Below are 24,613 nucleotides of genomic sequence, written 5' to 3'. Positions count from 1 at the left end.
GGGTGGCGGCTGCGCCTTACCCGGCCTACTTTTACCCGTAGGCCCGGTAAGCGTAAGCGCCACCGGGCGTTACAGACTTACTTACGGCGCCAGGTGGTACCCTGCGGGCCGTCTTCCAGAATGATGCCCATCTCGGTCAGACGGTTACGCGCCGCATCGGCCGCCGCCCAGTCTTTCGCCTGACGCGCTTCCAGACGCGCTTTGATCAACGCTTCAATTTCCGCCACTTCGCCGTCATCCGCCTGCGCACCGCTCTGCAGGAACACGTCCGGATCCTGCTCCAGCAGGCCGAGCACGGAAGAGATCTTACGCAGATGGGACGCCAGCGCATTCGCCGCCGCCATATCTTCTGACTTCAGGCGGTTCACTTCGCGCGCCATGTCGAACAGCACGGAGTAAGCTTCCGGGGTGTTGAAGTCGTCGTTCATCACCTCAACAAAGCGTGCTTCGAACGCTTCGCCACCTGCAGCAGGAACAGACCTGTCGGTACCGCGCAGCGCGGTGTACAGACGCTCCAGCGCCGAGCGCGCCTGCTTCAGGTTCTCTTCGCTGTAGTTCAGCTGGCTGCGATAGTGGCCGGACATCAGGAAGTAGCGCACGGTTTCCGCGTCGTAATACTTCAGCACGTCGCGCACGGTAAAGAAGTTACCCAGCGATTTCGACATCTTCTCGCGGTCAACCATTACCATCCCGGAGTGCATCCAGTAGTTCACGTACTCGCCGCCGTGGGCGCAGGTGGACTGCGCGATTTCGTTTTCGTGGTGCGGGAACATCAGGTCTGAACCGCCGCCGTGAATGTCGAAGTGCTTGCCCAGCTGTTTGCAGTTCATCGCGGAACACTCAATGTGCCAGCCCGGGCGGCCTTCGCCCCACGGGGATGGCCAGCTTGGTTCGCCCTCTTTGGACATTTTCCACAGCACGAAGTCCATTGGGTTACGCTTCACGTCAACCACGTCAACGCGCGCGCCGGCCTGGAGCTGATCCAGATCCTGACGGGAAAGCGAACCGTAGGTTGGGTCCGTTGGCACCGAGAACATCACGTCACCGTTGTCGGCAACGTAGGCGTGACCGCGTGCGATCAGCTTTTCGGTGATCTCGATGATTTCGTGAATATGGTGGGTCGCGCGCGGCTCGCTGTCCGGGCGCTGAATATTCAGGGCGTCGAAGTCTTTGTGCATCTCAGCGATCATGCGATCGACCAGCGCGACAAAGCTTTCGCCATTTTCATTCGCGCGCTTGATGATCTTATCGTCGATGTCGGTGATGTTGCGCACGTATTTCAGGTTGTACCCCAGAAAACGCAGGTAGCGTGACACCACGTCGAAGGCGACAAAGGTACGGCCATGGCCAATGTGACAGAGATCGTAAACCGTAATACCACACACGTACATGCCGACTTCCCCGGCATGGATAGGTTTAAATTCCTCTTTTTGGCGCGTCATTGTATTAAAGATTTTTAACATCGAAGATTCCATGTAAACACGTGTGTGGTTGAAAACCGGCTATTCTACCCGTAATTCAAACCCGAAGCAGCACACAATGCAAGGTGATCGCATCCTGTGGTTATGCTATAACAAGCCCCTATAGATGACCCGAACGCGGGTCGACGTACCACAATAACGGAACAGGATGCAAAAATGGTTACTTTCCACACTAATCATGGCGATATCGTAATCAAAACCTTTGATGACAAAGCGCCTGAAACAGTTAAAAACTTCCTGGACTACTGCCGCGAAGGTTTCTACAACAACACCATTTTCCACCGCGTGATCAACGGTTTTATGATCCAGGGCGGCGGTTTCGAACCTGGCATGAACCAGAAAGCCACTAAAGAAGCGATCAAAAACGAAGCGAACAACGGCCTGAAAAACACCCGCGGCACGCTGGCGATGGCGCGTACTCAGGCACCTCACTCTGCAACCGCGCAGTTCTTCATTAACGTGGCTGACAACGACTTCCTGAACTTCTCCGGCGAAAGCCTGCAGGGTTGGGGCTACTGCGTATTCGCAGAAGTGGTTGAAGGTATGGACGTGGTTGACAAGATCAAAGCCGTCTCTACTGGCCGCAGCGGTATGCACCAGGACGTTCCTAAAGAAGACGTTGTGATTACAAGCGTGACCGTCAGCGAGTAATTCGTGGCGACACTCTTTATTGCGGATCTTCATCTGCAAACAGAAGAACCGGCGATAACCGCCGGTTTTCTGCGTTTTTTACGCGGTGAAGCGAAAAGCGCCGATGCGCTGTACATCCTGGGCGACCTCTTTGAAGCCTGGATTGGCGACGATGACCCTAACCCGCTGCACCGTGAAATGGCTTCGGCCATTAAAGCGCTGGTGGATTCCGGCGTCCCCTGCTATTTCATTCACGGCAACCGTGATTTCCTGATCGGCAAGCGCTACGCCCGCGAAAGCGGCATGACGCTGCTGCCGGAAGAGCAGGTGCTCGACCTCTACGGCCGCAAGGTGCTGATCATGCACGGCGACACGCTCTGCACCGACGATACCGGCTACCTGGCGTTTCGCGCCAAAGTCCACACCCCGTGGATCCAAACGCTGTTCCTCGCCCTGCCGCTGTTTATCCGCAACCGCATCGCCGCCAGAATGCGCGCGGGCAGTAAAGCCGCCAACAGCAGCAAATCCATGACCATCATGGACGTTAATCCTCAAGCGGTGGTCAACGTGATGGAAAAACATGGCGTTCAGTGGTTGATCCACGGGCATACTCATCGTCCTGACGTGCATTCCCTTATAGCCAACGGCGAACCGGCCCATCGCGTGGTGTTGGGTGCATGGCACTCAGAAGGATCCATGGTCAAAGTCACGCCACAGGGCGTGGAGCTGATCGCTTTTCCGTTTTAACCCCTTACAGCTCATTCTATTTTTTTGAACAATATTGGCAAATTGTTTCGATTTTAATCAGCCCGTGGTCGGCCTATTATTTATCACATCAGGGCATCACGCCCTATCCAAGATAAATTACTTAAGGAATACGACCATGAAATCCATCAAAACTTTCGTTGCAGTTACCGCTCTTTCCCTGGCTTCCTTCGGCGCTTTCGCGCAGAGCGTCAGCGCAACCGGTTCAACCCTTGACCGCGCAGAAGCGAAAATTGCTGCACAGGCTGCTGAACAGGGCGCGTCTTACAAAATCACCAGCGCGAAGGTCGACAACCGCGTGTATATGACCGCAGAACTGACGAAATAATGATTGCCCTTCGACAAAAACAGACCGCCAGAATGCGGTCTGTTTTGTTATGAATTGATGGCAACAACGGCTCAAGATTTAACCGCGCAACCGTTTTCCTTGCCCGTATAACATGCTATTCTCTGTGCCCTCGAAAGCAGTGTGTTTCGCACCACAGGAGTTTTAAGACGCATGTCTTCCCGCAATAATCCGGCGCGTGTCGCCATCGTGATGGGGTCCAAAAGCGACTGGGCTACCATGCAGTTCGCCGCCGAAATCTTTGAAATCCTGAATGTTCCGCACCACGTCGAAGTGGTCTCCGCGCACCGTACACCGGACAAACTGTTCAGCTTCGCCGAAAGCGCCGAAGAGAACGGTTATGAGGTGATCATTGCCGGTGCGGGCGGCGCAGCACACCTGCCGGGCATGATTGCCGCCAAAACCCTGGTGCCGGTTCTGGGCGTCCCGGTACAAAGCGCCGCGTTAAGCGGTGTGGATAGCCTCTACTCCATCGTCCAGATGCCGCGCGGTATTCCTGTCGGCACGCTGGCGATTGGCAAAGCGGGTGCGGCGAACGCTGCCCTGTTGGCCGCGCAGATCCTGGCGACGCACGATAAAGCGTTACATCAGCGTCTGGCGGCGTGGCGTAAAGCCCAGACCGACGAAGTGCTGGACAATCCGGACCCGCGGGGTGCGGCATGAAGCAGGTTTGCGTCCTCGGTAACGGCCAGTTAGGCCGCATGCTGCGTCAGGCCGGTGAGCCGCTGGGTATTGCCGTCTGGCCCGTCGGGCTGGACGCTGAACCTGAAGCCGTACCGTTCCACCAGAGCGTGATCACCGCCGAGATCGAACGCTGGCCGGAAACCGCGCTGACCCGCGAACTGGCGCGTCATAACGCCTTCGTAAACCGCGACGTGTTCCCGATCATTGCCGACCGTCTGACGCAAAAGCAGCTGTTCGACAAGCTCGGCCTGCCGACCGCGCCGTGGCAGCTCCTGTCCGATAAAAGCGAGTGGAATGATGTTTTCGCGATGCTGGGCGAGCTGGCCATCGTGAAGCGCCGCGTGGGCGGCTACGACGGCCGTGGCCAGTGGCGTCTGCGCGCAGACGACACTGCCGAGCTGCCGGACGACTGCTACGGCGAATGCATCGTTGAGCAGGGCATCAACTTTAGCGGTGAAGTGTCACTGGTTGGCGCACGCGGGCACGACGGACATACCGTCTTTTATCCGCTGACGCATAACCTGCATCAGGACGGTATTCTGCGCACCAGCGTCGCCTTCCCGCACGCCAATGCTGAGCAGCAGGCGCAGGCAGAAGAGATGCTTTCTGCCATCATGCACGAACTCGGATATGTGGGCGTCATGGCGATGGAGTGCTTTATCACCCCGTCCGGTCTGCTGATCAACGAACTTGCACCGCGCGTGCACAACAGCGGCCACTGGACGCAAAACGGCGCGTCCATCAGCCAGTTCGAACTGCACCTGCGCGCGATCACCGACCTGCCGCTGCCGCAGCCGGTGGTGGACAGCCCGTCGGTGATGATCAACCTGATCGGCACCGATCTGAACTACGACTGGCTGAAGCTGCCGCTGGTGCATCTGCACTGGTATGACAAAGAGGTTCGCGCGGGTCGTAAGGTCGGTCACCTGAACCTGAACGACAGCGACACGGGCCGCCTGAGCGCCACCCTGGAAGCCATGATCCCTCTCCTGCCGCCGGAATATGCGAGCGGTATCGTCTGGGCACAGTCAAAGCTCAAGTAAGACATCTGCGCCGGGGAGTTGACCTTCCCCTTCCCCGGCGTACAATCCCCGCCCATTGCTGCTGAGTTTTCTTCTGGAATAACCATGAACGATGGAACGGACTATCGCGCGATCCTCGCGTCTGATACCCCTTTAATCGACGTTCGCGCGCCGATTGAATTTGCCCAGGGTGCGATGCCCGCCGCCATTAACCTGCCGTTGATGAATGACGACGAACGCGCCGCCGTCGGCACCTGCTATAAACGCCAGGGCCCCGAGGCCGCGCTGGCGCTTGGCCATAGTCTGGTGAACGGCGAGACGCGTGAGACACGTATTAACGCCTGGCGTGAAGCCAGCCTTGCCCATCCTGAGGGCTTTCTCTGCTGCGCGCGCGGCGGCCAGCGCTCGCATATCTCGCAGGCCTGGCTTAAAGAGGCGGGCATCGACTACCCGCTGATCCGCGGCGGCTATAAAGCCCTGCGCCAGACGGCGATTCAGGTGACCATTGAGCAGTCACAAAAGCCGATAGTGCTTATCGGCGGCTGTACCGGAAACGGTAAAACCCTGCTGGTGAAGCAGCACGCGCAGGGCATCGATCTGGAAGGGCTGGCGCACCATCGCGGTTCGTCGTTTGGCCGCACGCTCACGCCGCAGCTTTCCCAGGCGAGCTTTGAAAACCACCTTGCGGTTGAGCTATTGAAAAAAGACGCCGCGCGCTGGGTGCTGGAAGATGAAGGCCGGATGATTGGCTCCAACCACCTGCCGGAGTGCCTGCGTGACCGCATGGTTGAAGCGCCTATCGTGGTGGTAGAGGATCCGTTTGAGATCCGTCTTGAACGCCTGCGCGAAGAGTATTTCGACCATATGTGGGCAGATTTTTCTGCTGCCTACGGCGAAGAAGCGGGCTGGAAAGCGTACAGCGAGTACCTGCACCACGGCCTGTTCGCCATTCGCCGCCGTCTGGGGCTACAGCGGTATGCAGAATTCACCGTGCTGTTAGATTCCGCGCTGCTGGAACAGCAACGATCTGGCAGCACGGACGCACACTTCAGCTGGCTTGTACCGCTCCTGAACGACTATTACGACCCGATGTACGGCTATCAGCTGGAGAAGAAAGCGGAGAAGATTGTGTATCGCGGGACGTTTGAAGACGTTGCAGAGTGGCTTGGTCGCTAAAAGAAAGCCGGGTGGCGGCTACGCCTTACCCGGCCTACGCGTGCTTTTGTAGCCCCGGTAAGCGCAGCGCCACCGGGGAACAGACGACTTAGAAGTCGTAACGCAGACGCACCAGGTTCATGTCGCCCAGGTCGTCGGTGCTGGAGGTGAACACGTGCTCGTAGTCCACGCGGAAACCGTAATCCAGCTGGAAGCTGATACCCACGCCGTTGTCGATGCGCTGGTAGTTGCGGCCATTCACGTAGTCAATACGGTCGCCCATGAAGTAAGGCTGGATAGATTTAACCGCATACTGACCAATTGGGAACTTGTAGCCCGCAAAGTATTCAATACCCCATGCATCACCGGCGAAGTAGTCGTTAACAGACACTTTTTTGGTGGTCATGAAGTTCTGATACCAGCCGCCGCCAACGGAGAATGTCCAGTTGTCCGGGGTCCAGCTCAGCGCGGTACCGAGGATGTTCTGGTCGTAGGTTTTGCTGTCGCCATTGGCCGGGTTACGCATATCCGCACGGGTGTAGTTCCACGCGGCACCCCAGGTCAGATCGGTGGTCAGGTGGTAATCCAGACCCAGTGAACCGCCGCCTTTACGCTTGTAGCGCAGGCCGTTGCCCGGCAGGTATTCGCTGTCTTCAAACAGGTAGGATGCATAAATGTCAGCATCGCCCACGGTTTTCTTATATTTCAGCATATTACGTGAACGGTAAGAGCCGTCGTAATCGCCTTTGATCCCGTTACCTGGTGCCTGACCGATCATGTCGTAGTCCCAGATATCGGTTTTCGCGCCCACCACATCATAGTAAACGCTGTTCTGTTGACCGAAGGTCAGCGTACCCCAGGTGTCGCTCTTCAGACCGGTGTAGAGCATACGACGCGTCGTGTCGTGGTCGCTTTCGCTGTAGTGGTTGTCCCAGTTGAACATTGCAGGGAAGTTCACGCCCAGCTCGTAGTAGCTTACCCAACTGATGTCATCAAACAGGTAGTAATCTGCTGCGAAACGGAAACGGGTGCCGCCGTCGAAGCCGTTACGCTTGTAAGAACCTTTGTCGCCGTCACCGGTCATCATGTTGAACTGTGGACGGATACTCCCACCCACAGTGAAGTTCAGGCGGCTCAGCGGGTTACCCGCCTGAGGATCCTGCTTAAGAACGGTGATTTCCGCCTGAGAAGCGAAGGTAGTCAATGCCACTGCCGCGCCGATCGTTGCCGCCAGCGCTGATTTTTTTATAGTCATTATTTTTCCTTAATAGACACGCTGCTAAATATTTAGCGGGTGAATATTAACTGGAAATAATCGGGCTGTGTGGTCGGGTTTTTAATGTTTTGTGCTACTAAATGAGTGGGTATTATCACTTTGTGCTTTTTAAACACTACGCACCGGCATTTGAAACCGGTGCGTAACTTTCACCGTGCTAAATCAACTCGCGAACTGACGGAACAGGGCTTTGCCCTTTAACAGCCGCGTGCCGAGCCAGCCTCCGCAGAGTGAAAGCAGCACAGCGCCACAGAGAGGCAGGATCAACCAGAGACGCCAGTCAGGCTCCCACGGGAAGTCGAAGACTTTTGTCTGCAACACCGCCAGCGCCGTCTCTGCGCCAATGGCTGCCACCAGACCCGCCACCAGCCCCAGCAGCGCAAACTCGCTCCAGAGCGTCATCCGCAGCAGCCGCTTTCCGGCCCCCAGCGTGCGGTAGACCACCAGCTCCTGATGGCGCTGGCGCATGCCTACCTGCACCTGGGCCAGCAGCAACAGCACGCCGCAGATCGTCACCAGCACCACCATGACCTCCAGCGCGCGGCTCACCTGCTCCAGAACCTGCCCTACCTGCTTCAGGATCGCTCCAATATCCAGCAGGCTGACCGTCGGAAACTCCCGGTTAAGCTGGGTCAGCATGCCGTTGCCGTTTTCCCAGCGGAAGCTGGTCAGCCAGCTCTGCGGCTGACCGTCCAGCGCCCCCGGCGGGAAGATAAAGAAGAAGTTTGGCCGCAGGCTTTCCCAGTCCACTTTACGCAGGCTGGTGACCTTCGCGGTAAAATCCTGGGTATCGCCGGTAAAGGTCACGCTGTCCCCAAGCTTCACGTTCAGGCGCGTCGCCAGCCCCTCCTCCATCGACACCTCTCCCGCTTTCGGCGGCCAGATGCCGGCGGTTATCGGGTTGTGGTCAGGGCGTTTCTCCTGCCAGGTCAGGTTCAGCTCGCGGTTAAGCGACTCGTCCTTGTTCCCCTCCGTTGGCTGCCCATTGATCTGCGTCAGACGCGCGCGAACGATGGGATAGAACGACTCAGGGATAATGTGATGCTCCGACAGGAAACCCTTTAGCGGAGTGACCTGTTCTGGGGCAATATTGATCAGGAAATAGTTCGGGCTTTCCGGGGGAAGCTGCTGCTGCCAGCGATCGAGCAGATCGCCGCGCAGCACTAAAAGCAGCGCCAGCAGCATAAATGACAGCGAAAAGGCCGACAGCTGGCTGAGCGTTGACCAGGGCTGATGCAGCAGACGGTTGACCGCCAGGCGCACGGGCAGGGATTTTACCGTCACCTTTTTCAGGAGGTTAAGCAGTATCCAGCCCAGCACGCCGCACAGCAGCGCCAGCACAACCGCCCCGGCCAGTACCGCCCACAGCAGCGTGCTGCCCCCCATCAGCCACGCCAGCAGCCCCACCGCCACCGCAATAATCACCGGAAGGTAGAACTTCAGCGGCCAGACGTTCGCCACCACATCGCTGCGGAGCACGCGCAGCGGCTGCGTGGCGAGCAGCAGTCGGTAAGGGCGTAGCCCTACCAGCAGCGAAATTACCGTCATCGCGCCGATTGCCCATAGCCACGGCCAGAGGCTGGCCGGCGGCAGTGCGGCCGGTAGCACCGGTTTTAGCATCACCATCAGCAGTTTTTCAAACAGCAGCCCCATTATTCCGCCGGTCAGCGCGGACAGGACCAGCAGCATCAGCCACTGACCGACAATCAGCTTGCGCAGCTGCGCCCTGCCCGCCCCCAGGGTTTTGAGGATCGCCACCAGGTCGTAGCGGCTGCGGCAGTAGTGCCCCATCGCCACGGCCACCGCCGCCACCGCCAGCAGCAGGGTCAACAGGGCCGACAGCAGCAGGAACTGCTGAGAGCGCTCCAGAGATTTACCGAGCGCCCCTTCGTCCTGCTCCAGCCCGTACCAGCGGTGTTCCGGTTTGAGCTGCGGCAGAAGCCATTTTTCATATGCGTCAAGCTGGGCAGGCGTGCCGCCAAACTTATAGCGCCAGGTGACGCGGCTGCCCGGCTGTACCGCATGGGTTGCTGCTACGTCCGCGGTGTTCATCAGCAGGCGCGGCGCAAGCTGGAACGGGTTAAACCCAGAGTCAGGTTCCTGTACCACTTCCCCGGCAATTTTGAGGGTGGCGTCGCCGACGTCGATACTGTCGCCGGGTTTCAGATTCAGCAGCGCCATCAGACGCGATGCCAGCAGCACCGTACCGGGCGTGGGCTTTAATCCCGGCGGGCGGGTCTGCAAGTCACCGTACATCGGGTAGATATCATCGACGGCCTTGACGCTCGCCAGCTGCGGCGTGTCGCCCGCAAAGGTCATGGTCTGGAAGCTTACCTGCTCCCCCACCTTCAGCCCTTCTTTACGCGCTTCGTCAATCCAGCCCGGCGGCACGGGGCGGGAGCTTTGCAGCGCCCGGTCTCCCGCCATAAACTCCCGGCTCTGCTGGCTGAGCCCTTTTTCCATCCGGTCGCTGACGCTGCCGAGCGCCAGCACGCAGGCCACCGCCAGGCTTAACGCCAGCCAGACAATCAGCAGCGAGGGCGAGCGCCACTCGCGCCAGAACCAGCGGGTAATCATGCCTCCTCCTGAAGAATACCGTTAACCAGCCGCAGGCGACGGTCGCAGCGGGCGGCGAGCTGCGGATCGTGGGTCACGAGGATCAGCGTGGTGCCGTGCTCGCGGTTGAGCGAAAACAGCAGGTCGGCAATCCTGTCGCCGGTTTTACGGTCAAGGTTACCGGTAGGCTCATCGGCAAACAGCACTTCCGGGCGACCGTTAAACGCCCGCGCCAGCGCCACGCGCTGCTGCTCACCGCCAGAAAGCTGCGCGGGAAGATGATCGAGACGTTTCCCCAGACCGAGCTGTTCCAGCAGCGCCTTCGCGTGAGCGCGGCTTTCACGGCTATTTTCCCCGCGCAGAAGCGCCGGGAGTTCGACGTTTTCCAGCGCGTTTAGGGTCGGGATCAGCATAAAAGATTGAAAAACAAAACCAACGTGACGCGCGCGCAGCGCGGCCCGCGCCTCTTCATCAAGCTGATGCAGCGGCTGCCCGACAAGGTGGACCTCGCCGCTGCTGCCGTCGTCCAGACCGGCCAAAATCGCCAGCAGCGTGGACTTACCGGAACCGGATTCGCCAATCAGCGCGATGGTTTCAGCGCGTTTGACAACGAGTTCAACTCCAGTAAGGATGGAAAGCTGGTGTTCCCCCTGACCGACGGACTTCTTAAGATGATGAACTTCAACACTGTTTTCCGCTGGCATTTGCCCTTCCTGTTTTTGATTCTGATGACCTTCCGCGCGGCGGCAGCGGACACGTTACTGGTTCTTGGCGACAGCCTGAGCGCAGGCTACCGCATGGCGGCCAGCGCGGCCTGGCCCGCCCTGCTCAATGACAAATGGCAGAGCAAGACGTCGGTTATCAACGCCAGCATCAGCGGTGATACCTCGCAGCAGGGCCTGTCGCGCCTGCCTGCGCTGCTCAAACAGCATCAGCCACGGTGGGTGCTGGTTGAGCTTGGCGGTAATGATGGCCTGCGCGGTTTCCAGCCTCAGCAAACCGAGCAAACGCTGCGCACCATTTTGCAGGACATCAGGGCGGCAAACGCCCAGCCGCTGCTGATGCAAATTCGCCTGCCCGCCAACTACGGTCGTCGGTATAATGAAGCCTTTAGCGCGATCTACCCTAAGCTTGCCAAAGAGTTTGATATTCCGCTGCTGCCATTTTTCATGGAAGAGGTCTATCTCAAACCCCAGTGGATGCAAGACGACGGGATCCACCCCAATCGCGATGCGCAGCCGTTTATTGCCGACTGGATGGCAACGCGGCTGGCTCCTTTAGTTAAACATGACTCCTGATTAAGCGGAGATCCTGACAGGTAAAGTTATGCAAAAATCGGTCTTAATTACAGGATGTTCCAGTGGAATCGGTCTGGAAAGCGCGCTCGAATTGAAGCGCCAGGGGTTTCGGGTCCTGGCGGCCTGCCGCAAACCCGACGATGTCGAACGCATGAACGGGCTGGGCTTTACCGGCGTGCTGCTGGATATGGACTCGCCGGAGAGCGTTGAGCGCGCCGCCGATGAGGTGATCGCGCTGACCGACAATCGTCTGTACGGGCTGTTTAACAATGCCGGCTACGGCGTGTATGGCCCGCTGGATACCCTCTCCCGCGAAACGCTGGAGAAGCAGTTTTCGACCAATTTCTTCGGCGTGCATCAGCTCACCATGCGCCTGCTTCCCGCCATGCTGCCGCACGGTGAAGGACGCATCGTGATGACGTCGTCGGTGATGGGGCTGATTTCCACCCCGGGACGCGGCGCCTACGCCGCCAGCAAATATGCGCTGGAGGCCTGGTCCGACGCCCTGCGCATGGAGCTACGCCACAGCGGCATTAAGGTCAGCCTGATTGAACCCGGCCCGATCCGCACCCGCTTTACCGAAAACGTTAACCAGACGCAGGCGGATAAACCGGTCGAGAACCCCGGTATTGCCGCACGTTTTACCCTCGGGCCAGAGGCGGTGGTGGCCAAAGTGCGCCATGCTTTTGAGAGCGAACATCCCAAAATGCGCTATCCGGTGACGCTGGTCACCCATGCCGTAGGCTGGTTAAAACGCCTGCTGCCGGGCCGGATGATGGACAAAATTTTACACGGCTGAGTTGAAGCGACGACGCGCATCCCCATGTAAAGAACAAACCGACAAAAGAGAAAGCCGCATGTCCGTACAGAATATCGTCAATATTACAGAAGCTAACCTGCAACAGACCCTTGAACAGTCGATGACCAAACCGGTCCTGTTCTACTTCTGGTCTGAACGCAGCCAACACTGCCTGCAGCTGACGCCGGTGCTGGAAAGCCTTGCCGCCCAGTACAACGGTCAGTTCATTCTCGCGAAGCTGGACTGCGACGCCGAGCCGATGGTCGCCTCTCAGTTTGGCCTGCGCGCCATTCCCACCGTCTATCTGTTCCAGAACGGTCAGCCTGTTGATGGCTTCCAGGGGCCGCAGCCGGAAGAGGCTATCCGCGCCCTGCTGGATAAAGTGCTGCCGCGCGAAGAAGAGCTGAAGGCGCAGGAAGGCATGGCGCTGATGCAGGAAGGCAAATACGACGAGGCGCTGCCGCTGCTCAAAGACGCATGGCAGCTGTCGAATCAGAACAGCCAGATTGGCCTGCTGCTGGCGGAAACGCAGATCGCCCTGCACCGTTCAGAGGACGCGGAAGCCGTACTCAAGACCGTTCCGCTGCAGGATCAGGATACCCGCTATCAGGGGCTGGTCGCACAAATTGAGCTGCTGAAACAGGCGGCGGACACCCCGGAAATTCAGCAGCTGCAGCAGCAGGTTGCCGACAACCCGGCGGACGCCACGCTGGCAAGCCAGCTGGCGCTGCAGCTGCACCAGGTAGGGCGTAACGAAGAGGCGCTGGAGCTGCTGTTCAGCCATCTGCAAAAGGATCTCGCTGCCGCAGACGGTCAGGCGCGTAAGATGTTCCAGGAGATCCTGGCCGCGCTGGGCACCGGAGACGCGCTGGCGTCGAAGTATCGTCGTCAGCTGTACGCGTTGCTCTACTAACAAAAAATGCCCGGTGGCGCTAACGCTTACCGGGCCTACAAAACAGGCTTAACCCGTTTTCTTTAATTGCGTCACCACCAGCTGGTGACGCGCGTTGTAAAACTTCCGATAGGTCAGGTAGCAGGCAATGATGGTCGACAGGCTTGCCGTGGAAAGCAGCATAAACGTCACCATGATCTGATACTTAATCGCTTTTACCGGATCGATACCGGCAAAAATCAGCCCCGACATCATGCCCGGCAGGCTCACCAGCCCCACCGTTTTGGCGGAATCTACCGTTGGGATCAGCGATGACCGAATGCTCTCACGAATCAACCGCGCCGAGGCCACTTTTGGCGTTGCCCCCAGGCTTAGTTTCTCCTGCAGCTGCTGCTGTTCGCTGCTGAATCGCTGGCCAAGGTTGTTGTAACAGAGCCCAACGGCCACCATCGCGTTCCCCGCAATCATCCCCGAGATAGGGATAACCTGCATCGGCGTAAACTCAATCGAGCCGGAGAGCACCAGCACCGCCAGCGTGAGCGCCGTCCCGGTGGTAATGGCGATAAACGACGAGATAAACGCTTTATCAATGTATTTACTGCGTTTTTTCGCATTCCACGCCGCGTTAAAGCAGATAAAGAGCACCATCAGCAGCGTCAGCACCGCGTGGTTAACGTTGAAGATATACTTCAGCACATAGCCGACGATGATGAGCTGAATCACCGCACGACAGATGCTCCACACAATATCTTTTTCCAGCCCCAGCTTTTCGCGGTAGCTGACCACAATCGCAATCAATACCAGCACCATCGAAAAGGCCAGCGATTCGTTGGTAATGTTATGTTCACCCACGGTTTGCCTCCTGCATTTTCCCGCCGTGCGGCTGAAGCGTAATCACGTCATCCGCATGGGTTATTTCGTTAGCATCGTGCGTCACCCACAGCACGGCAATATTTTGCTCCCGGGCGTAGCGATGAATAATCTCGTTGACGTTGCGCTTGTTGACGTCATCAAGTGCGCTGGTGATTTCGTCAAGCAACAACACCTTCGGTAAAAACTGCAGGTTGCGGATCAGCGAGACACGCTGCTTTTCTCCGCCCGACAGCGCGTTGATGGATTTGGTCAGCGTCTCCTGCGCCAGGCCAAAGCGGGCCAGATCGTTGATAAACTGTTCCGGCTCCGGCGTTTTATTGCGGATTTGCCACGGGAAAATCAGGTTGTCATAAACCGTATCGCCAAAAAGCACGGGCGTTTGCACGCAATAGGAGACCTGCTGGCGATAGCTTTCCGGAGAGAGCGACGCGATATCCTGCCCTTCAAACAGAATGGTTCCCTCCGTCGGGCTGAGGAGTGAGGCCACCATCTTCAACAGCGTGCTTTTGCCGCAGCCTGAGGGGCCCGTGATTAATTTAAACTCGCCCGGCGACAGGCTAAACCCGACGTGCTGCAGGATCGTGTTTTCCCCGACCCGAAATCCGACATCCCTGAGAAGTAATACGTTTTTTTTATCGTTCATTGCGCTTCCGTTAACCGCTTTTTGTCATAACCGTCTGTAGCATAATCCTTTCGCCCGCACAGAGCGAATAGCCTCACGCTAAAGCAAGTGTTAAACTTTTTGTTTGTTATTTGTCACCACCATCACTACAGGAAGTATGCGACATGGCACATATCTTTTATGAGTTTCCCTCCCTGAAGCCTGGTGTTCCTGATGTCGAAACATTAATGGAAGTCATCAAATCGTCGGAACTCACGCGTTTTGTCATTGGTGCAGAGGTGGTGGATTTTGTTAAGAAGGCGCTCATCGTGAACACCACGATCGGCAGCTTCAAAAATTGCTATTTCGCCTTCGACAACGGGACACACTTCCTTGAATTTGACGGTAAGGGAAAATCAAAACGTTTCAATGACGTACCCGACTGGTTCGTCTCTCCGGCGGAATTTTCACGCACTCAGTGGCTTATCAACCACAATCTTGCGGATGTAAAAGCCACTCAGTTCATTGACGTGCTGATGTCCTACCCGCTGAAAGAACGCCGCGCGCACTGTAATTTGTTATTTGGGCTGGAGCTGGAAAAGGTGAATGCGGTTCCGGCCGCAGGTAAAATCGGCAATAAGAACGGTAAAACCACCAAACCACGCGTGACCGATCTGGGATCGTTTGAATTGTTCCGTCAGTTCTTTGCACGAATGAAAACCGCCGTGCTGGCCGATGAGTTCCCTACCCTGCAGGTCCTGACGGGCATGGATAATCTGACAAAAGCGCCGCATAATTTAAAGCAGGGCATCAGAACCTGGTTTAAAGCCATCGCGGGCGACCTTCCACCGAATAACAAACGCGTTGAAGCGGGGAATGCCGTACTGTTCTGCGCCCCCATTCGCGAACAGATCCAGCGTATCGAAGCGCTGGGGCTGGAGAATTACTACGAGGGATTATCGAAAGCCATTGCCGAAGCGGGTGATGGATTCATTTCTGACTTTACCTATACTTACGAGCAATAAACACACACTTTCACTCGTCACAGCATGCAAAACAGGAGGTTTTTATGCTTATCGTTGTTCCTGTCCTTATTTTCGTTGCGCTGGTTATCGTGGGCGCCGGCGTCAAAATTGTCCCTCAGGGTTATCAGTGGACCGTTGAGCGTTTCGGTCGATACACCAACACACTCCAGCCTGGCTTAAGCCTGATTGTTCCGTTCATGGACAGAATTGGTCGCAAGATCAACATGATGGAGCAGGTTCTGGACATTCCGTCCCAGGAAGTGATCTCCAAGGATAACGCCAACGTCACCATCGACGCCGTCTGCTTTATTCAGGTGATTGATGCGCCAAAAGCGGCCTATGAGGTCAGCAACCTGGAGCTGGCGATCGTCAACCTGACGATGACCAACATCCGTACCGTGCTCGGCTCGATGGAGCTGGACGAGATGCTTTCCCAGCGCGACAGCATCAACACCCGCCTGCTGCACATTGTCGACGAGGCCACCAACCCGTGGGGGATCAAGGTCACCCGCATCGAGATCCGCGACGTGCGCCCACCGGCGGAACTGATCGCCTCCATGAACGCCCAGATGAAGGCCGAGCGAACCAAGCGCGCCTATATTCTGGAAGCTGAAGGGGTGCGTCAGGCGGAGATCCTCAAAGCGGAAGGTGAAAAACAGTCGCAGATCCTGAAAGCGGAAGGCGATCGTCAGTCCGCATTCTTACAGGCTGAAGCGCGTGAACGTTCGGCCGAAGCGGAAGCCCGCGCCACCCAAATGGTGTCTGAGGCGATTGCCGCCGGTGATATCCAGGCCGTGAACTACTTTGTCGCGCAAAAATATACCGACGCCCTGAAACAGATTGGCTCGGCGAACAACAGCAAAGTGGTGATGATGCCGCTGGATGCCAGCAGCCTGATGGGCTCTATCGCCGGTATTGCCGAACTGATCAAGGACAGCGGAAACGAGCGTAAAAAATGATTGAGCTGATCGTTGCACATCCTCATGCCTTCTGGCTAAGCCTCGGTGGCTTATTGCTGGCGGCGGAGATGCTGGGCGGCAACGGCTACCTGCTCTGGAGCGGTGTTGCCGCCGTCATTACGGGCCTTCTGGTCTGGATCCTTCCCCTGGAGTGGGCGTGGCAGGGCGCACTGTTTGCCGTGCTCACGCTGGTGGCCGCGTGGCTGTGGTGGCGCTGGCTCAACCGGCGGCTTAACGAGCAGAAACCGGTCGACGCGCACCTTAACCAGCGCGGGCAGCAAATTGTCGGCAAACGTTTTACGCTCGATACCGCCCTGGTAAACGGGCGGGGGCATATGCGGGTGGGCGACAGCTCGTGGCCGGTGGTCGCCGACGACGACCTCAGCGCCGGCACGCGGGTTGAGGTCATTGCGGTGGAAGGCATTACCCTGCGGGTGAAAGCCTGTTAGGCAGAGGCCTTACGGTGGCAGCAGCCGGCAAGATTGTCGATTATCGGGCAGTCGGCGCTGTCATCCCCCGGACAGGATTCCGCGAGCTGCAGCAGCTGTTCGCGCATCGCCTGCAGCTCGGTGATATGACGTTCAATCTCGGCCACCTTTTCCAGCGTGCGTTTTTTCACGTCGGCGCTGTGACGCTTCGGATCGTTGAACAGGTTAACCAGCTCGCCGCACTCTTCCAGATTAAACCCGACCTGTCTTGCCTGGCGCAGTAGCGTCAGCTCATCAATATGCAGTTTCGTATAGCTACGGTAGCCGTTTTCGCTGCGCAGCGGCGGCGTGACCAGCCCCTTCTCTTCATAAAAGCGGATTGCCTTGCTGGTTAAGCCGGTTTTTTTTGCCACATCACTGATATTCACATTTCCCCCTTGACCTTCCCCTTGATGGAAGGTTTAACCTTCATAACAGTTAGTAAAAAGCGTTACTCCGGTCAACAACTGACCAAAATATTATACGGGAGTTTTGTTATGTCTCACACTATTGACCTGACGCTGGACGGCCTCTCATGCGGCCACTGCGTCAAACGCGTTAAAGAAAGCCTGGAACAGCGCCCTGACGTTGAAAGCGCTGAGGTGACTATCGATCATGCCGCCGTGACCGGCAGCGCCAGCGCGGATGCGTTGATCGATACCATCAAGCAGGCCGGTTACGGGGCGGAGTTAAGCCACCCAAAGGCTAAACCGCTGGCAGAGTCATCATCCCCGTCGGAAGCACTGACAGCGGCCACTCCTGAGCTTCCGGTAGCTGATGATATTGATGACAGCCAACAGCTGCTGATCAACGGCATGAGCTGCGCCAGCTGCGTCTCCCGGGTACAAAACGCCTTGCAGGCCGTACCGGGCGTCGCGCAGGCACGGGTCAATCTTGCGGAGCGTACTGCGCTGGTGATGGGCAGCGCCTCCGCCGCAGATTTAGTGCAAGCCGTTGAGAAAGCGGGCTACGGGGCGGAGGCCATCGAAGATGATGCCGAGCGCCGCGAGCGCCAGCAGGAAACGGCTATCGCCACCATGAAGCGCTTCCGCTGGCAGGCCATCGTTGCCCTGCTGGTCGGTATTCCGGTGATGGTCTGGGGAATGATCGGAGACAACATGATGGTCACCGACGACAACCGCACCCTGTGGCTGGTGATTGGGCTGATTACCCTTGCGGTGATGGTGTTTGCAGGCGGACATTTCTATACCAGCGCCTGGAAAAGCCTGAAAAACCGCACCGCGACGATGGATACGCTGGTGGCGCTCGGTACCGGCGCAGCATGGCTCTATTCGATGAGCGTGAACGTCTGGCCCCAGTGGTTCCCGATGGAAGCGCGGCATCTCTATTATGAAGCCAGCGCGATGATTATCGGCCTGATTAACTTAGGTCATATGCTGGAAGCCCGCGCCCGTCAGCGCTCCTCGAAAGCGCTGGAAAGATTGCTCGATTTAACCCCACCGACGGCCCGCGTGGTCACGGACGAAGGGGAAAAGAGTGTTCCGCTGGCCGAGGTTCAGCCGGGCATGACGCTGCGTCTGACCACCGGCGACCGGGTTCCCGTTGACGGTAAGATAACCCAGGGCGAAGCCTGGCTGGATGAAGCGATGCTGACCGGGGAGCCTATCCCCCAGCAGAAATCAGACGGCGACGCCGTGCATGCCGGTACGGTGGTACAGGACGGCAGCGTGCTGTTCACCGCCAGCGCCGTCGGCAGCCACACCACGCTGTCGCGTATTATCCGCATGGTGCGCCAGGCGCAGAGCAGCAAGCCGGAAATTGGTCAGCTTGCTGACAGAATCTCGGCCATTTTTGTGCCGGTGGTGGTTGGTATTGCCCTGCTGAGTGCGGCGATCTGGTATGTCTTCGGCCCCGCGCCGCAGATTGTTTATACCCTGGTGATCGCCACCACGGTACTGATCATCGCCTGTCCTTGCGCCCTTGGTCTGGCGACGCCGATGTCGATCATCTCCGGCGTAGGCCGCGCGGCCGAATTTGGCGTACTGGTGCGGGATGCGGACGCGCTGCAGCGGGCCAGCACCCTCGATACGCTGGTGTTTGATAAAACCGGCACGCTGACGGAAGGTAAACCGCAGGTGGTCGCCGTCCACACCGTGGGCGTGACGGAAGAGGATGCACTGCGTCTCGCCGCCGCGCTGGAGCAAGGGTCCAGCCATCCGCTGGCGCGCGCCATTCTCGATAAAGCGAATGCTTCTTCCCTGCCGCAGGTCAGCAATTTCCGCACCCTGCGCGGGCTCGGCGTCAGCGGCGAAGCAGAAGGCCACGCCCTGCTGCTGGGCAACCAGGCATTGCTCAATGAAAACGGTATTGATACCACCGCGCTGGAAAGCGAGCTGAAAGCGCAGGCGTCTCAGGGCGCCACGCCGGTTCTGCTGGCGGTGGATGGCAAAGCCGCCGCGCTGCTGGCCGTGCGCGATCCGCTTCGCCAGGACAGCGTGGACGCCCTGCAGCGCCTGCACCGTGCCGGCTACCGTCTGGTAATGCTGACCGGGGATAACCCGACCACCGCCAACGCCATCGCGAAAGAAGCCGGAATTGATGAGGTGATTGCGGGCGTACTGCCGGACGGTAAAGCGGACGCCATCAAGAAACTGCAAAGTCAGGGTCGTCAGGTGGCGATGGTCGGCGACGGCATCAATGATGCCCCGGCGCTGGCCCATGCTGACGTGGGGATTGCGATGGGTGGCGGGAGCGATGTCGCCATTGAAACCGCTGCCATCACGCTGATGCGCCATAGCCTGATGGGCGTTGCCGACGCGCTGGCCATTTCAAAAGCCACGCTGCGCAACATGAAGCAGAACCTGCTGGGGGCGTTTATCTATAACTCACTCGGCATCCCGATTGCTGCCGGTATTTTGTGGCCGCTGACCGGCACGCTGCTTAACCCGGTGGTCGCGGGTGCGGCGATGGCGCTCTCCTCCATCACCGTGGTGAGCAACGCCAACCGCCTGCTGCGCTTTAAACCGAAGGATTGAACCTTGTACCCGTACGCGCTAGCATGAACCTTTCCGTTCATGGAGCGCGTATGGGTCTGTTTAATCGTATAAAAACATCGTTTCGCGCCCTTTTCCCTCGCCGTTACGCCTGGCCCGGTCTGGATATCTCGCTCCCCGGCGGGCAACACCTGCACCTGGTCGGCAGCATCCATATGGGAACGCAGGATATGTCTCCCCTGCCACCCGGCCTGATAAAACTGCTGAAACACGCCGACGCGCTGGTCGTTGAGGCGGACATTTCCGGTCAGGAGTCACCGTTTGCCGGGCTCGAGAGCGATCTCACCCTGGCGGAGCGCCTGGATGAAACCCAGCTTGCGGAACTGACGCGCGTGGCCGATGAGACGGGCGTCTCGCTCTCTATGATTGACACCCTGCCGCTCTGGCAAATCGCGATGGTATTACAGGCTACGCAGGCGCAGCGTCTGGGCCTGCGCGGTGATTACGGCATCGATTACCAGCTGCTGAACGCAGCAAGGGCGCGCAGCCTGCCCATCATCGAGCTGGAGGGGACGGACAGCCAGATTGCGCTTCTGCGGCAGCTTCCCGACGACGGCTTGATGCTGCTGGATGATACGTTGACCCACTGGCACACCAACGCTCGCCTGCTGCAGACCATGATTGGCTGGTGGCTGGATGCGCCGCCAGAGGACGGTAAGCTGGCATTACCGTCGACGTTCAGCGAATCGCTGTATGATGTGCTGATGAATGCGCGCAATAAAGCCTGGCGGCAGACGCTGCATGCTTTACCTGCGGGGCATTACGTGGTGGCGGTTGGGGCGTTACATTTGTACGGAGAAGGGAATTTGCCGTCACTGTTAAAATAAAAAAATGGCCAATATTTCTATTGGCCCGTCAAAGAGGAATTTCATCGTTTTTATTATGCCGAAGGAGACCTTCGGTTGAGCCGATTGTCGCTCAAAGTGACCATCACTGCCAATACTATTGCGCAAGATGGTGCTATTTTTTAGACAAACGTCAGGCGTATGCTGTTGGCATGATTTGTCTGTCGTAAGAAGGATAGCTATGACTCCCGCCGTTAAATTACTCGAAAAAAACAACATTTCTTTCCGGATCCACACTTACGATCACGATCCGAACGAGACCAACTTTGGTGATGAAGTGGTGCGCAAGCTGGGGCTGAACGCTGACCAGGTTTATAAAACGCTGCTGGTGGCGGTGAACGGCGATATGAAGCACCTCGCCGTCGCGGTGACTCCCGTGGCAGGACAGCTGGATCTGAAGAAGGTCGCCAAAGCGCTGGGGGCGAAGAAGGTGGATATGGCCGATCCGATGGTGGCGCAGCGCACCACGGGCTACCTGGTGGGCGGCATCAGCCCGCTCGGACAGAAAAAACGCCTGCCGACGCTGATCGATGCCCCTTCGCAGGAATTTGACACCATCTTTATCTCCGGCGGCAAACGCGGGCTGGACATTGAGCTGGCCGCGGGCGATCTGGCGAAAATGCTGGACGCGAAGTTTGCGGATATTGCCCGCCGGGATTGAGGAAATTGCCCGGTGGCGCTGCGCTTACCGGGCCTACGGTTCGGATGTAGGCCGGGTAAGGCGAAGCCGCCACCCGGCACAAAATCCCCGCACTACTGCCAGCTCACCTCGCCTTTCGGCTCATACGCATTCACGTCAATCGGTGAATTCTGCTCGATGAACTGCTTCAGCACTTCGGCATCGATAAAGCCGGTATTCACGTATCCCGGTTTATTATCAATATGCGGATAGCCGTCGCCGCCCGTGGCGTTAAAGCTTAACGTCGCCAGACGGTACGTTTTAGCCGGGTCAACCGGTTCGCCTTTGATCTTCAGGTCGTTAAGCTTGCCATCTTTCGCGACGAAGCTGACGTTAGCAAACTGCGGATAGGCCCCGGAATCTGGCTTCATCTGCGCCACGGCGGTCAGGTACTCAATCACCTCTTTCCCGCTCATATCCGCATACACCACCACGTTGCCGAACGGCTGTACCTTCAGCACGTCTTTATAGGTGATGTTTCCGCCTTCGATGGAATCACGAATGCCACCGCCGCTCATTACGCCAAAGTCAGCGCCGGTGCGCGCTATTTGCGCCGCCAGCACCAGATGGCCCATGTTGGTCTGCACGAAGCGAACTTTGCTGCGGTCCCCTTCCAGGCGGCCATTGAGCGTGCCAATCTTCACGTCCAGCTGCGCCTTGCCTTTGTTCTGGAACGGCGTCAGCAGGGAGAGCATCTGCTGGTTCTCTGCAATCTCAGGCGTGTAAAGTACGCGCTCACTTTTCCCGTCCGGGTAGGTGACCTTCTTCTTCAGGTTGACCGGAATGAGTTGGTAGTGGACCAGCTTCATCTCGCCGTTACGGAACTCGAAATCTGCACGACCCACGTATTTGCCCCACTCGTGCGCCTGTACGATCCAGATACCGTTCTGACGGTCCGGCGCGCACGGCGTGCCCGGCACGTAGTCCACCTGCTTTTTGTTCTCCGAGGCCATACACACCGGATCCTGTGAGTGACCGCCCACAATCATTGCCAGCGAGCCTGCCGGCAGGCTGCGCGCCATCTCCACGTCGCCGGGAGCATTGGAGCCGTGCTCACCGTTGTCGTAGTGCCCCATGTGCGTGGTGGCGATAATCACGTCCGGCTTTTCGTTTTGCTGCAGCTCCTGAATCACCAGCTTCGCTTCGTCTGCCGGTTTGCGGAATTCGATATCGGTAAAGAACTCGGGGTTACCAATTTTCGCCGTATCGTCAGTGGTTAAGCCGATGACCGCGATCTTCAGATCCTGACGCTTAAACAGCGCCCACGGCTTAAACAGGCGTTCGCCGGTGCTTTTCTGATAAATATTGGCTGAGAGGAACGGGAATTTGGCCCATTTTTCCTGCTGACGCAGCACGGTCAGCGGATTATCAAACTCATGGTTACCCACGGCCATCGCGTCGTAACCAATCAGATTCATGCCGCGAAAGTCGGGTTCGGCGTCCTGCAAATCGGATTCCGGCACGCCGGTATTAATATCACCGCCTGAGAGCAACAGTACGCTGCCGCCCTGAGCCGCCACCTCTTTGCGAATGCCATCCACCAGCGTTTTTTGTGCCGACAGGCCATATTCGCCGTATTCACTGCGCCAGAAGTGACCGTGGTGGTCGTTGGTATGCAGAATGGTAATTTTATAGGTTTTGTCTTTTTCATACGCCTGCGCGGGCAGGCTTACCAGCCCCCACGCCGCGATGAGCGCCAGCGCGACGCCCCGCTTCATTAACTTCATCTTCTCTCTCCCTGACCAATAGACAAAGGCAGAAATTACAGTGACTAATAAGAATAGACAAATAAGTTTTCATAATTGCGACTTTCTTCAAATGTCCCGGGCGGGTATGTTAGTCGGATAATAATTACACCCTGCATCTCTAATAACTAAAGACGTGGTACTTCTCTCTATGGCAATCAGTGAATCAACCCAGCCCGCGCCGGCGTCGCCGCCTGCATCGCGCACCTCCTTTAAAGTCTTAGGCGCAATCAGTCTCTCGCACCTGCTCAACGACATGATTCAGTCGTTGATTCTGGCGATTTATCCGCTGCTGCAGTCTGAGTTCTCACTCACCTTCGTGCAGATCGGGATGATCACCCTGACCTTCCAGCTGGCTTCGTCGCTGCTGCAGCCGGTGGTGGGCTACTGGACGGATAAATACCCGATGCCGTGGTCGCTGCCGGTTGGCATGTGCTTTACCTTAAGCGGGCTGGTGCTGCTGGCCATGGCCGGGAGTTTTGAAGCCGTGCTGATCGCCGCCGCGCTGGTGGGTACCGGCTCGTCCGTGTTCCATCCGGAGTCCTCCCGCGTGGCACGGATGGCGTCCGGTGGTCGTCACGGCCTGGCGCAGTCGCTCTTCCAGGTGGGCGGTAACTTTGGTAGCTCCCTGGGCCCATTGCTGGCGGCGGTGATCATCGCGCCGTATGGCAAAGGCAACGTGGCCTGGTTTGTGCTGGCCGCACTGCTGGCGATTATCGTGCTGGCGCAAATCAGCCGCTGGTATGCCGCTCAGCATCGCGTGAACAAAGGGAAACCTAAAGCGAAGGTTATTAATCCCCTGCCGCGCAATAAGGTTATCCTGGCCGTATCCGTGCTGCTGGTGCTGATTTTCTCGAAATACTTCTATATGGCGAGCATCAGCAGCTATTACACCTTTTATCTGATGCAAAAATTCGGATTATCGGTACAAAACGCGCAGATCCATCTGTTTGCCTTCCTGTTCGCCGTCGCGGCCGGTACGGTCATTGGCGGGCCTGTGGGTGATAAGATTGGGCGTAAATATGTCATTTGGGGCTCTATCCTCGGCGTGGCGCCGTTTACCCTTATTTTGCCGTACGCGAGCCTTGAATGGACGGGGATTTTAACCGTGATTATTGGTTTTATCCTCGCTTCTGCGTTTTCCGCCATTCTGGTTTATGCCCAGGAGCTGCTGCCTGGCCGTATCGGTATGGTTTCCGGACTCTTTTTCGGTTTCGCCTTCGGCATGGGCGGGCTTGGCGCAGCGGTGTTAGGGATGGTTGCGGATCACACCAGCATCTTCCTGGTTTATAAAATCTGCGCTTTCCTGCCGCTTCTTGGGATGTTAACCATATTCCTGCCTGATAACCGGCATAAAGCCTGAATTACGGGTAGCCAAAGTTTTACTTTGGCTACCTGACACCCTGATGCCATAAGGGTTTCTTCTTCATCCCCTCTCTGAATTTATCAAAATGCGCTTTTTTACGTGCATATTGCTGTTTTATTCAAACTTCAACAATTA

General features: G+C 57.5%; 24 protein-coding genes. 16 read left to right on the top strand and 8 right to left on the bottom strand.

Annotated elements, in window-relative coordinates; genetic code table 11:
- Positions 1-77 precede the first annotated feature (77 nt).
- A complete protein-coding gene (gene cysS / locus AC0TNG_RS12855) occupies positions 78-1,463 on the bottom strand; it encodes a cysteine--tRNA ligase (RefSeq protein WP_417927011.1) in 1,386 nt (461 codons plus the stop codon).
- A 174-nt stretch (positions 1,464-1,637) separates the two neighbouring features.
- On the opposite strand from cysS, the gene ppiB reads away from it, so the two are divergent.
- The 6 genes from ppiB to mnmH all read left to right on the top strand — a co-directional run bounded on the left by ppiB (position 1,638) and on the right by mnmH (position 6,104).
- Positions 1,638-2,132, top strand: a complete 495-nt coding sequence (gene ppiB / locus AC0TNG_RS12850) for a peptidylprolyl isomerase B (RefSeq protein ID WP_023334762.1) — start codon at positions 1,638-1,640, stop codon at positions 2,130-2,132.
- Between the two features lie 3 nt (positions 2,133-2,135).
- Positions 2,136-2,858, top strand: coding sequence for a UDP-2,3-diacylglucosamine diphosphatase (lpxH, locus tag AC0TNG_RS12845; RefSeq protein ID WP_463727003.1), 723 nt, complete (start codon positions 2,136-2,138; stop codon positions 2,856-2,858).
- 136 nt (positions 2,859-2,994) lie between these two features.
- Entirely contained in the window at positions 2,995-3,204 is a 210-nt protein-coding gene (locus AC0TNG_RS12840) for a YdgH/BhsA/McbA-like domain containing protein (RefSeq protein ID WP_024906875.1), read from the top strand.
- 171 nt (positions 3,205-3,375) lie between these two features.
- Entirely contained in the window at positions 3,376-3,885 is a 510-nt protein-coding gene (purE, locus tag AC0TNG_RS12835; RefSeq protein WP_290094546.1) for a 5-(carboxyamino)imidazole ribonucleotide mutase, read from the top strand.
- A complete protein-coding gene (gene purK, locus AC0TNG_RS12830) occupies positions 3,882-4,949 on the top strand; it encodes a 5-(carboxyamino)imidazole ribonucleotide synthase (protein ID WP_024906874.1) in 1,068 nt (355 codons plus the stop codon). Before purE ends, purK begins: the two co-directional genes overlap by 4 nt.
- 84 nt (positions 4,950-5,033) lie before the next feature.
- Positions 5,034-6,104 (top strand): tRNA 2-selenouridine(34) synthase MnmH, encoded by a 1,071-nt coding sequence (mnmH, locus tag AC0TNG_RS12825; RefSeq protein WP_024906873.1) that lies wholly within the window; start codon positions 5,034-5,036, stop codon positions 6,102-6,104.
- 88 nt (positions 6,105-6,192) lie between these two features.
- Here the strand turns inward: mnmH and AC0TNG_RS12820 are convergent, their stop codons facing one another.
- From AC0TNG_RS12820 to ybbA, 3 genes are all read right to left on the bottom strand, one after another.
- Positions 6,193-7,338: a porin gene (locus AC0TNG_RS12820; RefSeq protein WP_024906872.1), complete on the bottom strand. Its 1,146-nt coding sequence runs from the start codon at positions 7,336-7,338 to the stop codon at positions 6,193-6,195.
- Positions 7,339-7,521: 183 nt separating this feature from the next.
- Positions 7,522-9,936, bottom strand: a complete 2,415-nt coding sequence (ybbP, locus tag AC0TNG_RS12815) for a putative ABC transporter permease subunit YbbP (protein WP_473713248.1) — start codon at positions 9,934-9,936, stop codon at positions 7,522-7,524.
- Positions 9,933-10,619: a putative ABC transporter ATP-binding protein YbbA gene (ybbA, locus tag AC0TNG_RS12810; protein ID WP_063955353.1), complete on the bottom strand. Its 687-nt coding sequence runs from the start codon at positions 10,617-10,619 to the stop codon at positions 9,933-9,935. The genes ybbP and ybbA overlap by 4 nt, the downstream gene beginning before the upstream one ends.
- Between ybbA and tesA the strand changes: the two genes are divergently transcribed.
- From tesA to AC0TNG_RS12795, 3 genes are read left to right on the top strand one after another with little or no spacing between them, the layout of a single operon-like run.
- Positions 10,590-11,213 carry a multifunctional acyl-CoA thioesterase I/protease I/lysophospholipase L1 gene (gene tesA / locus AC0TNG_RS12805; RefSeq protein ID WP_047347391.1) on the top strand — a complete coding sequence of 208 codons (624 nt, stop codon included), beginning with the start codon at positions 10,590-10,592 and terminating at the stop codon, positions 11,211-11,213. The two genes, ybbA and tesA, sit on opposite strands and share 30 nt — an antisense overlap.
- A 28-nt stretch (positions 11,214-11,241) precedes the next feature.
- A complete protein-coding gene (locus tag AC0TNG_RS12800) occupies positions 11,242-12,012 on the top strand; it encodes an SDR family oxidoreductase (RefSeq protein WP_014882827.1) in 771 nt (256 codons plus the stop codon).
- Positions 12,013-12,070: 58 nt separating this feature from the next.
- Positions 12,071-12,925, top strand: a complete 855-nt coding sequence (locus tag AC0TNG_RS12795; protein WP_473713247.1) for a co-chaperone YbbN — start codon at positions 12,071-12,073, stop codon at positions 12,923-12,925.
- A gap of 48 nt (positions 12,926-12,973) precedes the next feature.
- Here AC0TNG_RS12795 and fetB read toward each other — a convergent pair whose 3' ends face one another.
- Together fetB and fetA are read right to left on the bottom strand one after the other, a co-directional pair.
- Entirely contained in the window at positions 12,974-13,756 is a 783-nt protein-coding gene (gene fetB, locus AC0TNG_RS12790; RefSeq protein ID WP_024906866.1) for an iron efflux ABC transporter permease subunit FetB, read from the bottom strand.
- Entirely contained in the window at positions 13,749-14,420 is a 672-nt protein-coding gene (fetA, locus tag AC0TNG_RS12785) for an iron efflux ABC transporter ATP-binding subunit FetA (protein ID WP_024906865.1), read from the bottom strand. The genes fetB and fetA overlap by 8 nt, the downstream gene beginning before the upstream one ends.
- 143 nt (positions 14,421-14,563) lie before the next feature.
- On the opposite strand from fetA, the gene AC0TNG_RS12780 reads away from it, so the two are divergent.
- The 3 genes from AC0TNG_RS12780 to AC0TNG_RS12770 are packed head-to-tail and all read left to right on the top strand — an operon-like array spanning position 14,564 to position 16,811.
- Entirely contained in the window at positions 14,564-15,403 is an 840-nt protein-coding gene (locus tag AC0TNG_RS12780; protein ID WP_024906864.1) for a hypothetical protein, read from the top strand.
- 44 nt (positions 15,404-15,447) lie between these two features.
- Positions 15,448-16,362 carry an SPFH domain-containing protein gene (locus tag AC0TNG_RS12775; protein WP_024906863.1) on the top strand — a complete coding sequence of 305 codons (915 nt, stop codon included), beginning with the start codon at positions 15,448-15,450 and terminating at the stop codon, positions 16,360-16,362.
- Positions 16,359-16,811, top strand: coding sequence for an NfeD family protein (locus AC0TNG_RS12770; RefSeq protein ID WP_473713246.1), 453 nt, complete (start codon positions 16,359-16,361; stop codon positions 16,809-16,811). Before AC0TNG_RS12775 ends, AC0TNG_RS12770 begins: the two co-directional genes overlap by 4 nt.
- Here AC0TNG_RS12770 and cueR read toward each other — a convergent pair.
- Complete coding sequence (gene cueR, locus AC0TNG_RS12765) at positions 16,808-17,218, bottom strand: Cu(I)-responsive transcriptional regulator (RefSeq protein ID WP_024906861.1); 411 nt, start codon at positions 17,216-17,218, stop codon at positions 16,808-16,810. The two genes, AC0TNG_RS12770 and cueR, sit on opposite strands and share 4 nt — an antisense overlap.
- A gap of 108 nt (positions 17,219-17,326) precedes the next feature.
- Between cueR and copA the strand changes: the two genes are divergently transcribed.
- The 3 genes from copA to ybaK all read left to right on the top strand — a co-directional run bounded on the left by copA (position 17,327) and on the right by ybaK (position 21,349).
- The gene (copA, locus tag AC0TNG_RS12760) at positions 17,327-19,825 is read left to right on the top strand and encodes a copper-exporting P-type ATPase CopA (RefSeq protein WP_248163510.1); all 2,499 of its coding nucleotides are present in this window, start codon (positions 17,327-17,329) and stop codon (positions 19,823-19,825) included.
- A 50-nt stretch (positions 19,826-19,875) separates the two neighbouring features.
- Positions 19,876-20,670, top strand: coding sequence for a TraB/GumN family protein (locus tag AC0TNG_RS12755; protein WP_248163508.1), 795 nt, complete (start codon positions 19,876-19,878; stop codon positions 20,668-20,670).
- Between the two features lie 199 nt (positions 20,671-20,869).
- Positions 20,870-21,349 (top strand): Cys-tRNA(Pro)/Cys-tRNA(Cys) deacylase YbaK, encoded by a 480-nt coding sequence (gene ybaK, locus AC0TNG_RS12750; RefSeq protein ID WP_023343509.1) that lies wholly within the window; start codon positions 20,870-20,872, stop codon positions 21,347-21,349.
- Positions 21,350-21,441: 92 nt separating this feature from the next.
- Here ybaK and ushA read toward each other — a convergent pair whose 3' ends face one another.
- Positions 21,442-23,094 (bottom strand): bifunctional UDP-sugar hydrolase/5'-nucleotidase UshA, encoded by a 1,653-nt coding sequence (gene ushA, locus AC0TNG_RS12745; RefSeq protein WP_024906858.1) that lies wholly within the window; start codon positions 23,092-23,094, stop codon positions 21,442-21,444.
- 169 nt (positions 23,095-23,263) lie between these two features.
- Here ushA and AC0TNG_RS12740 point away from each other — a divergent pair, with 169 nt between their 5' ends.
- Positions 23,264-24,475: an MFS transporter gene (locus AC0TNG_RS12740; protein ID WP_473713245.1), complete on the top strand. Its 1,212-nt coding sequence runs from the start codon at positions 23,264-23,266 to the stop codon at positions 24,473-24,475.
- Positions 24,476-24,613 lie beyond the last annotated feature (138 nt).

The sequence above is a fragment of the Enterobacter sp. PL_is514 genome, from assembly GCF_055816715.1.
This window is presented reverse-complemented; position numbering and strand designations above follow the sequence as displayed.

Bases quoted from the DNA above. Each gene is read 5' to 3' on its own strand.
- cysS (WP_417927011.1), bottom strand. From the start codon at position 1,463: ATGTTAAAAATCTTTAATACAATGACGCGCCAAAAAGAGGAATTTAAA.
- ppiB (WP_023334762.1), top strand. From the start codon at position 1,638: ATGGTTACTTTCCACACTAATCATGGCGATATCGTAATCAAAACCTTT.
- AC0TNG_RS12840 (WP_024906875.1), top strand. From the start codon at position 2,995: ATGAAATCCATCAAAACTTTCGTTGCAGTTACCGCTCTTTCCCTGGCT.
- purE (WP_290094546.1), top strand. From the start codon at position 3,376: ATGTCTTCCCGCAATAATCCGGCGCGTGTCGCCATCGTGATGGGGTCC.
- purK (WP_024906874.1), top strand. From the start codon at position 3,882: ATGAAGCAGGTTTGCGTCCTCGGTAACGGCCAGTTAGGCCGCATGCTG.
- mnmH (WP_024906873.1), top strand. From the start codon at position 5,034: ATGAACGATGGAACGGACTATCGCGCGATCCTCGCGTCTGATACCCCT.
- AC0TNG_RS12820 (WP_024906872.1), bottom strand. From the start codon at position 7,338: ATGACTATAAAAAAATCAGCGCTGGCGGCAACGATCGGCGCGGCAGTG.
- ybbP (WP_473713248.1), bottom strand. From the start codon at position 9,936: ATGATTACCCGCTGGTTCTGGCGCGAGTGGCGCTCGCCCTCGCTGCTG.
- tesA (WP_047347391.1), top strand. From the start codon at position 10,590: ATGAACTTCAACACTGTTTTCCGCTGGCATTTGCCCTTCCTGTTTTTG.
- ybbA (WP_063955353.1), bottom strand. From the start codon at position 10,619: ATGCCAGCGGAAAACAGTGTTGAAGTTCATCATCTTAAGAAGTCCGTC.
- AC0TNG_RS12800 (WP_014882827.1), top strand. From the start codon at position 11,242: ATGCAAAAATCGGTCTTAATTACAGGATGTTCCAGTGGAATCGGTCTG.
- AC0TNG_RS12795 (WP_473713247.1), top strand. From the start codon at position 12,071: ATGTCCGTACAGAATATCGTCAATATTACAGAAGCTAACCTGCAACAG.
- fetA (WP_024906865.1), bottom strand. From the start codon at position 14,420: ATGAACGATAAAAAAAACGTATTACTTCTCAGGGATGTCGGATTTCGG.
- AC0TNG_RS12780 (WP_024906864.1), top strand. From the start codon at position 14,564: ATGGCACATATCTTTTATGAGTTTCCCTCCCTGAAGCCTGGTGTTCCT.
- AC0TNG_RS12775 (WP_024906863.1), top strand. From the start codon at position 15,448: ATGCTTATCGTTGTTCCTGTCCTTATTTTCGTTGCGCTGGTTATCGTG.
- AC0TNG_RS12770 (WP_473713246.1), top strand. From the start codon at position 16,359: ATGATTGAGCTGATCGTTGCACATCCTCATGCCTTCTGGCTAAGCCTC.
- copA (WP_248163510.1), top strand. From the start codon at position 17,327: ATGTCTCACACTATTGACCTGACGCTGGACGGCCTCTCATGCGGCCAC.
- AC0TNG_RS12755 (WP_248163508.1), top strand. From the start codon at position 19,876: ATGGGTCTGTTTAATCGTATAAAAACATCGTTTCGCGCCCTTTTCCCT.
- ybaK (WP_023343509.1), top strand. From the start codon at position 20,870: ATGACTCCCGCCGTTAAATTACTCGAAAAAAACAACATTTCTTTCCGG.
- ushA (WP_024906858.1), bottom strand. From the start codon at position 23,094: ATGAAGTTAATGAAGCGGGGCGTCGCGCTGGCGCTCATCGCGGCGTGG.
- AC0TNG_RS12740 (WP_473713245.1), top strand. From the start codon at position 23,264: ATGGCAATCAGTGAATCAACCCAGCCCGCGCCGGCGTCGCCGCCTGCA.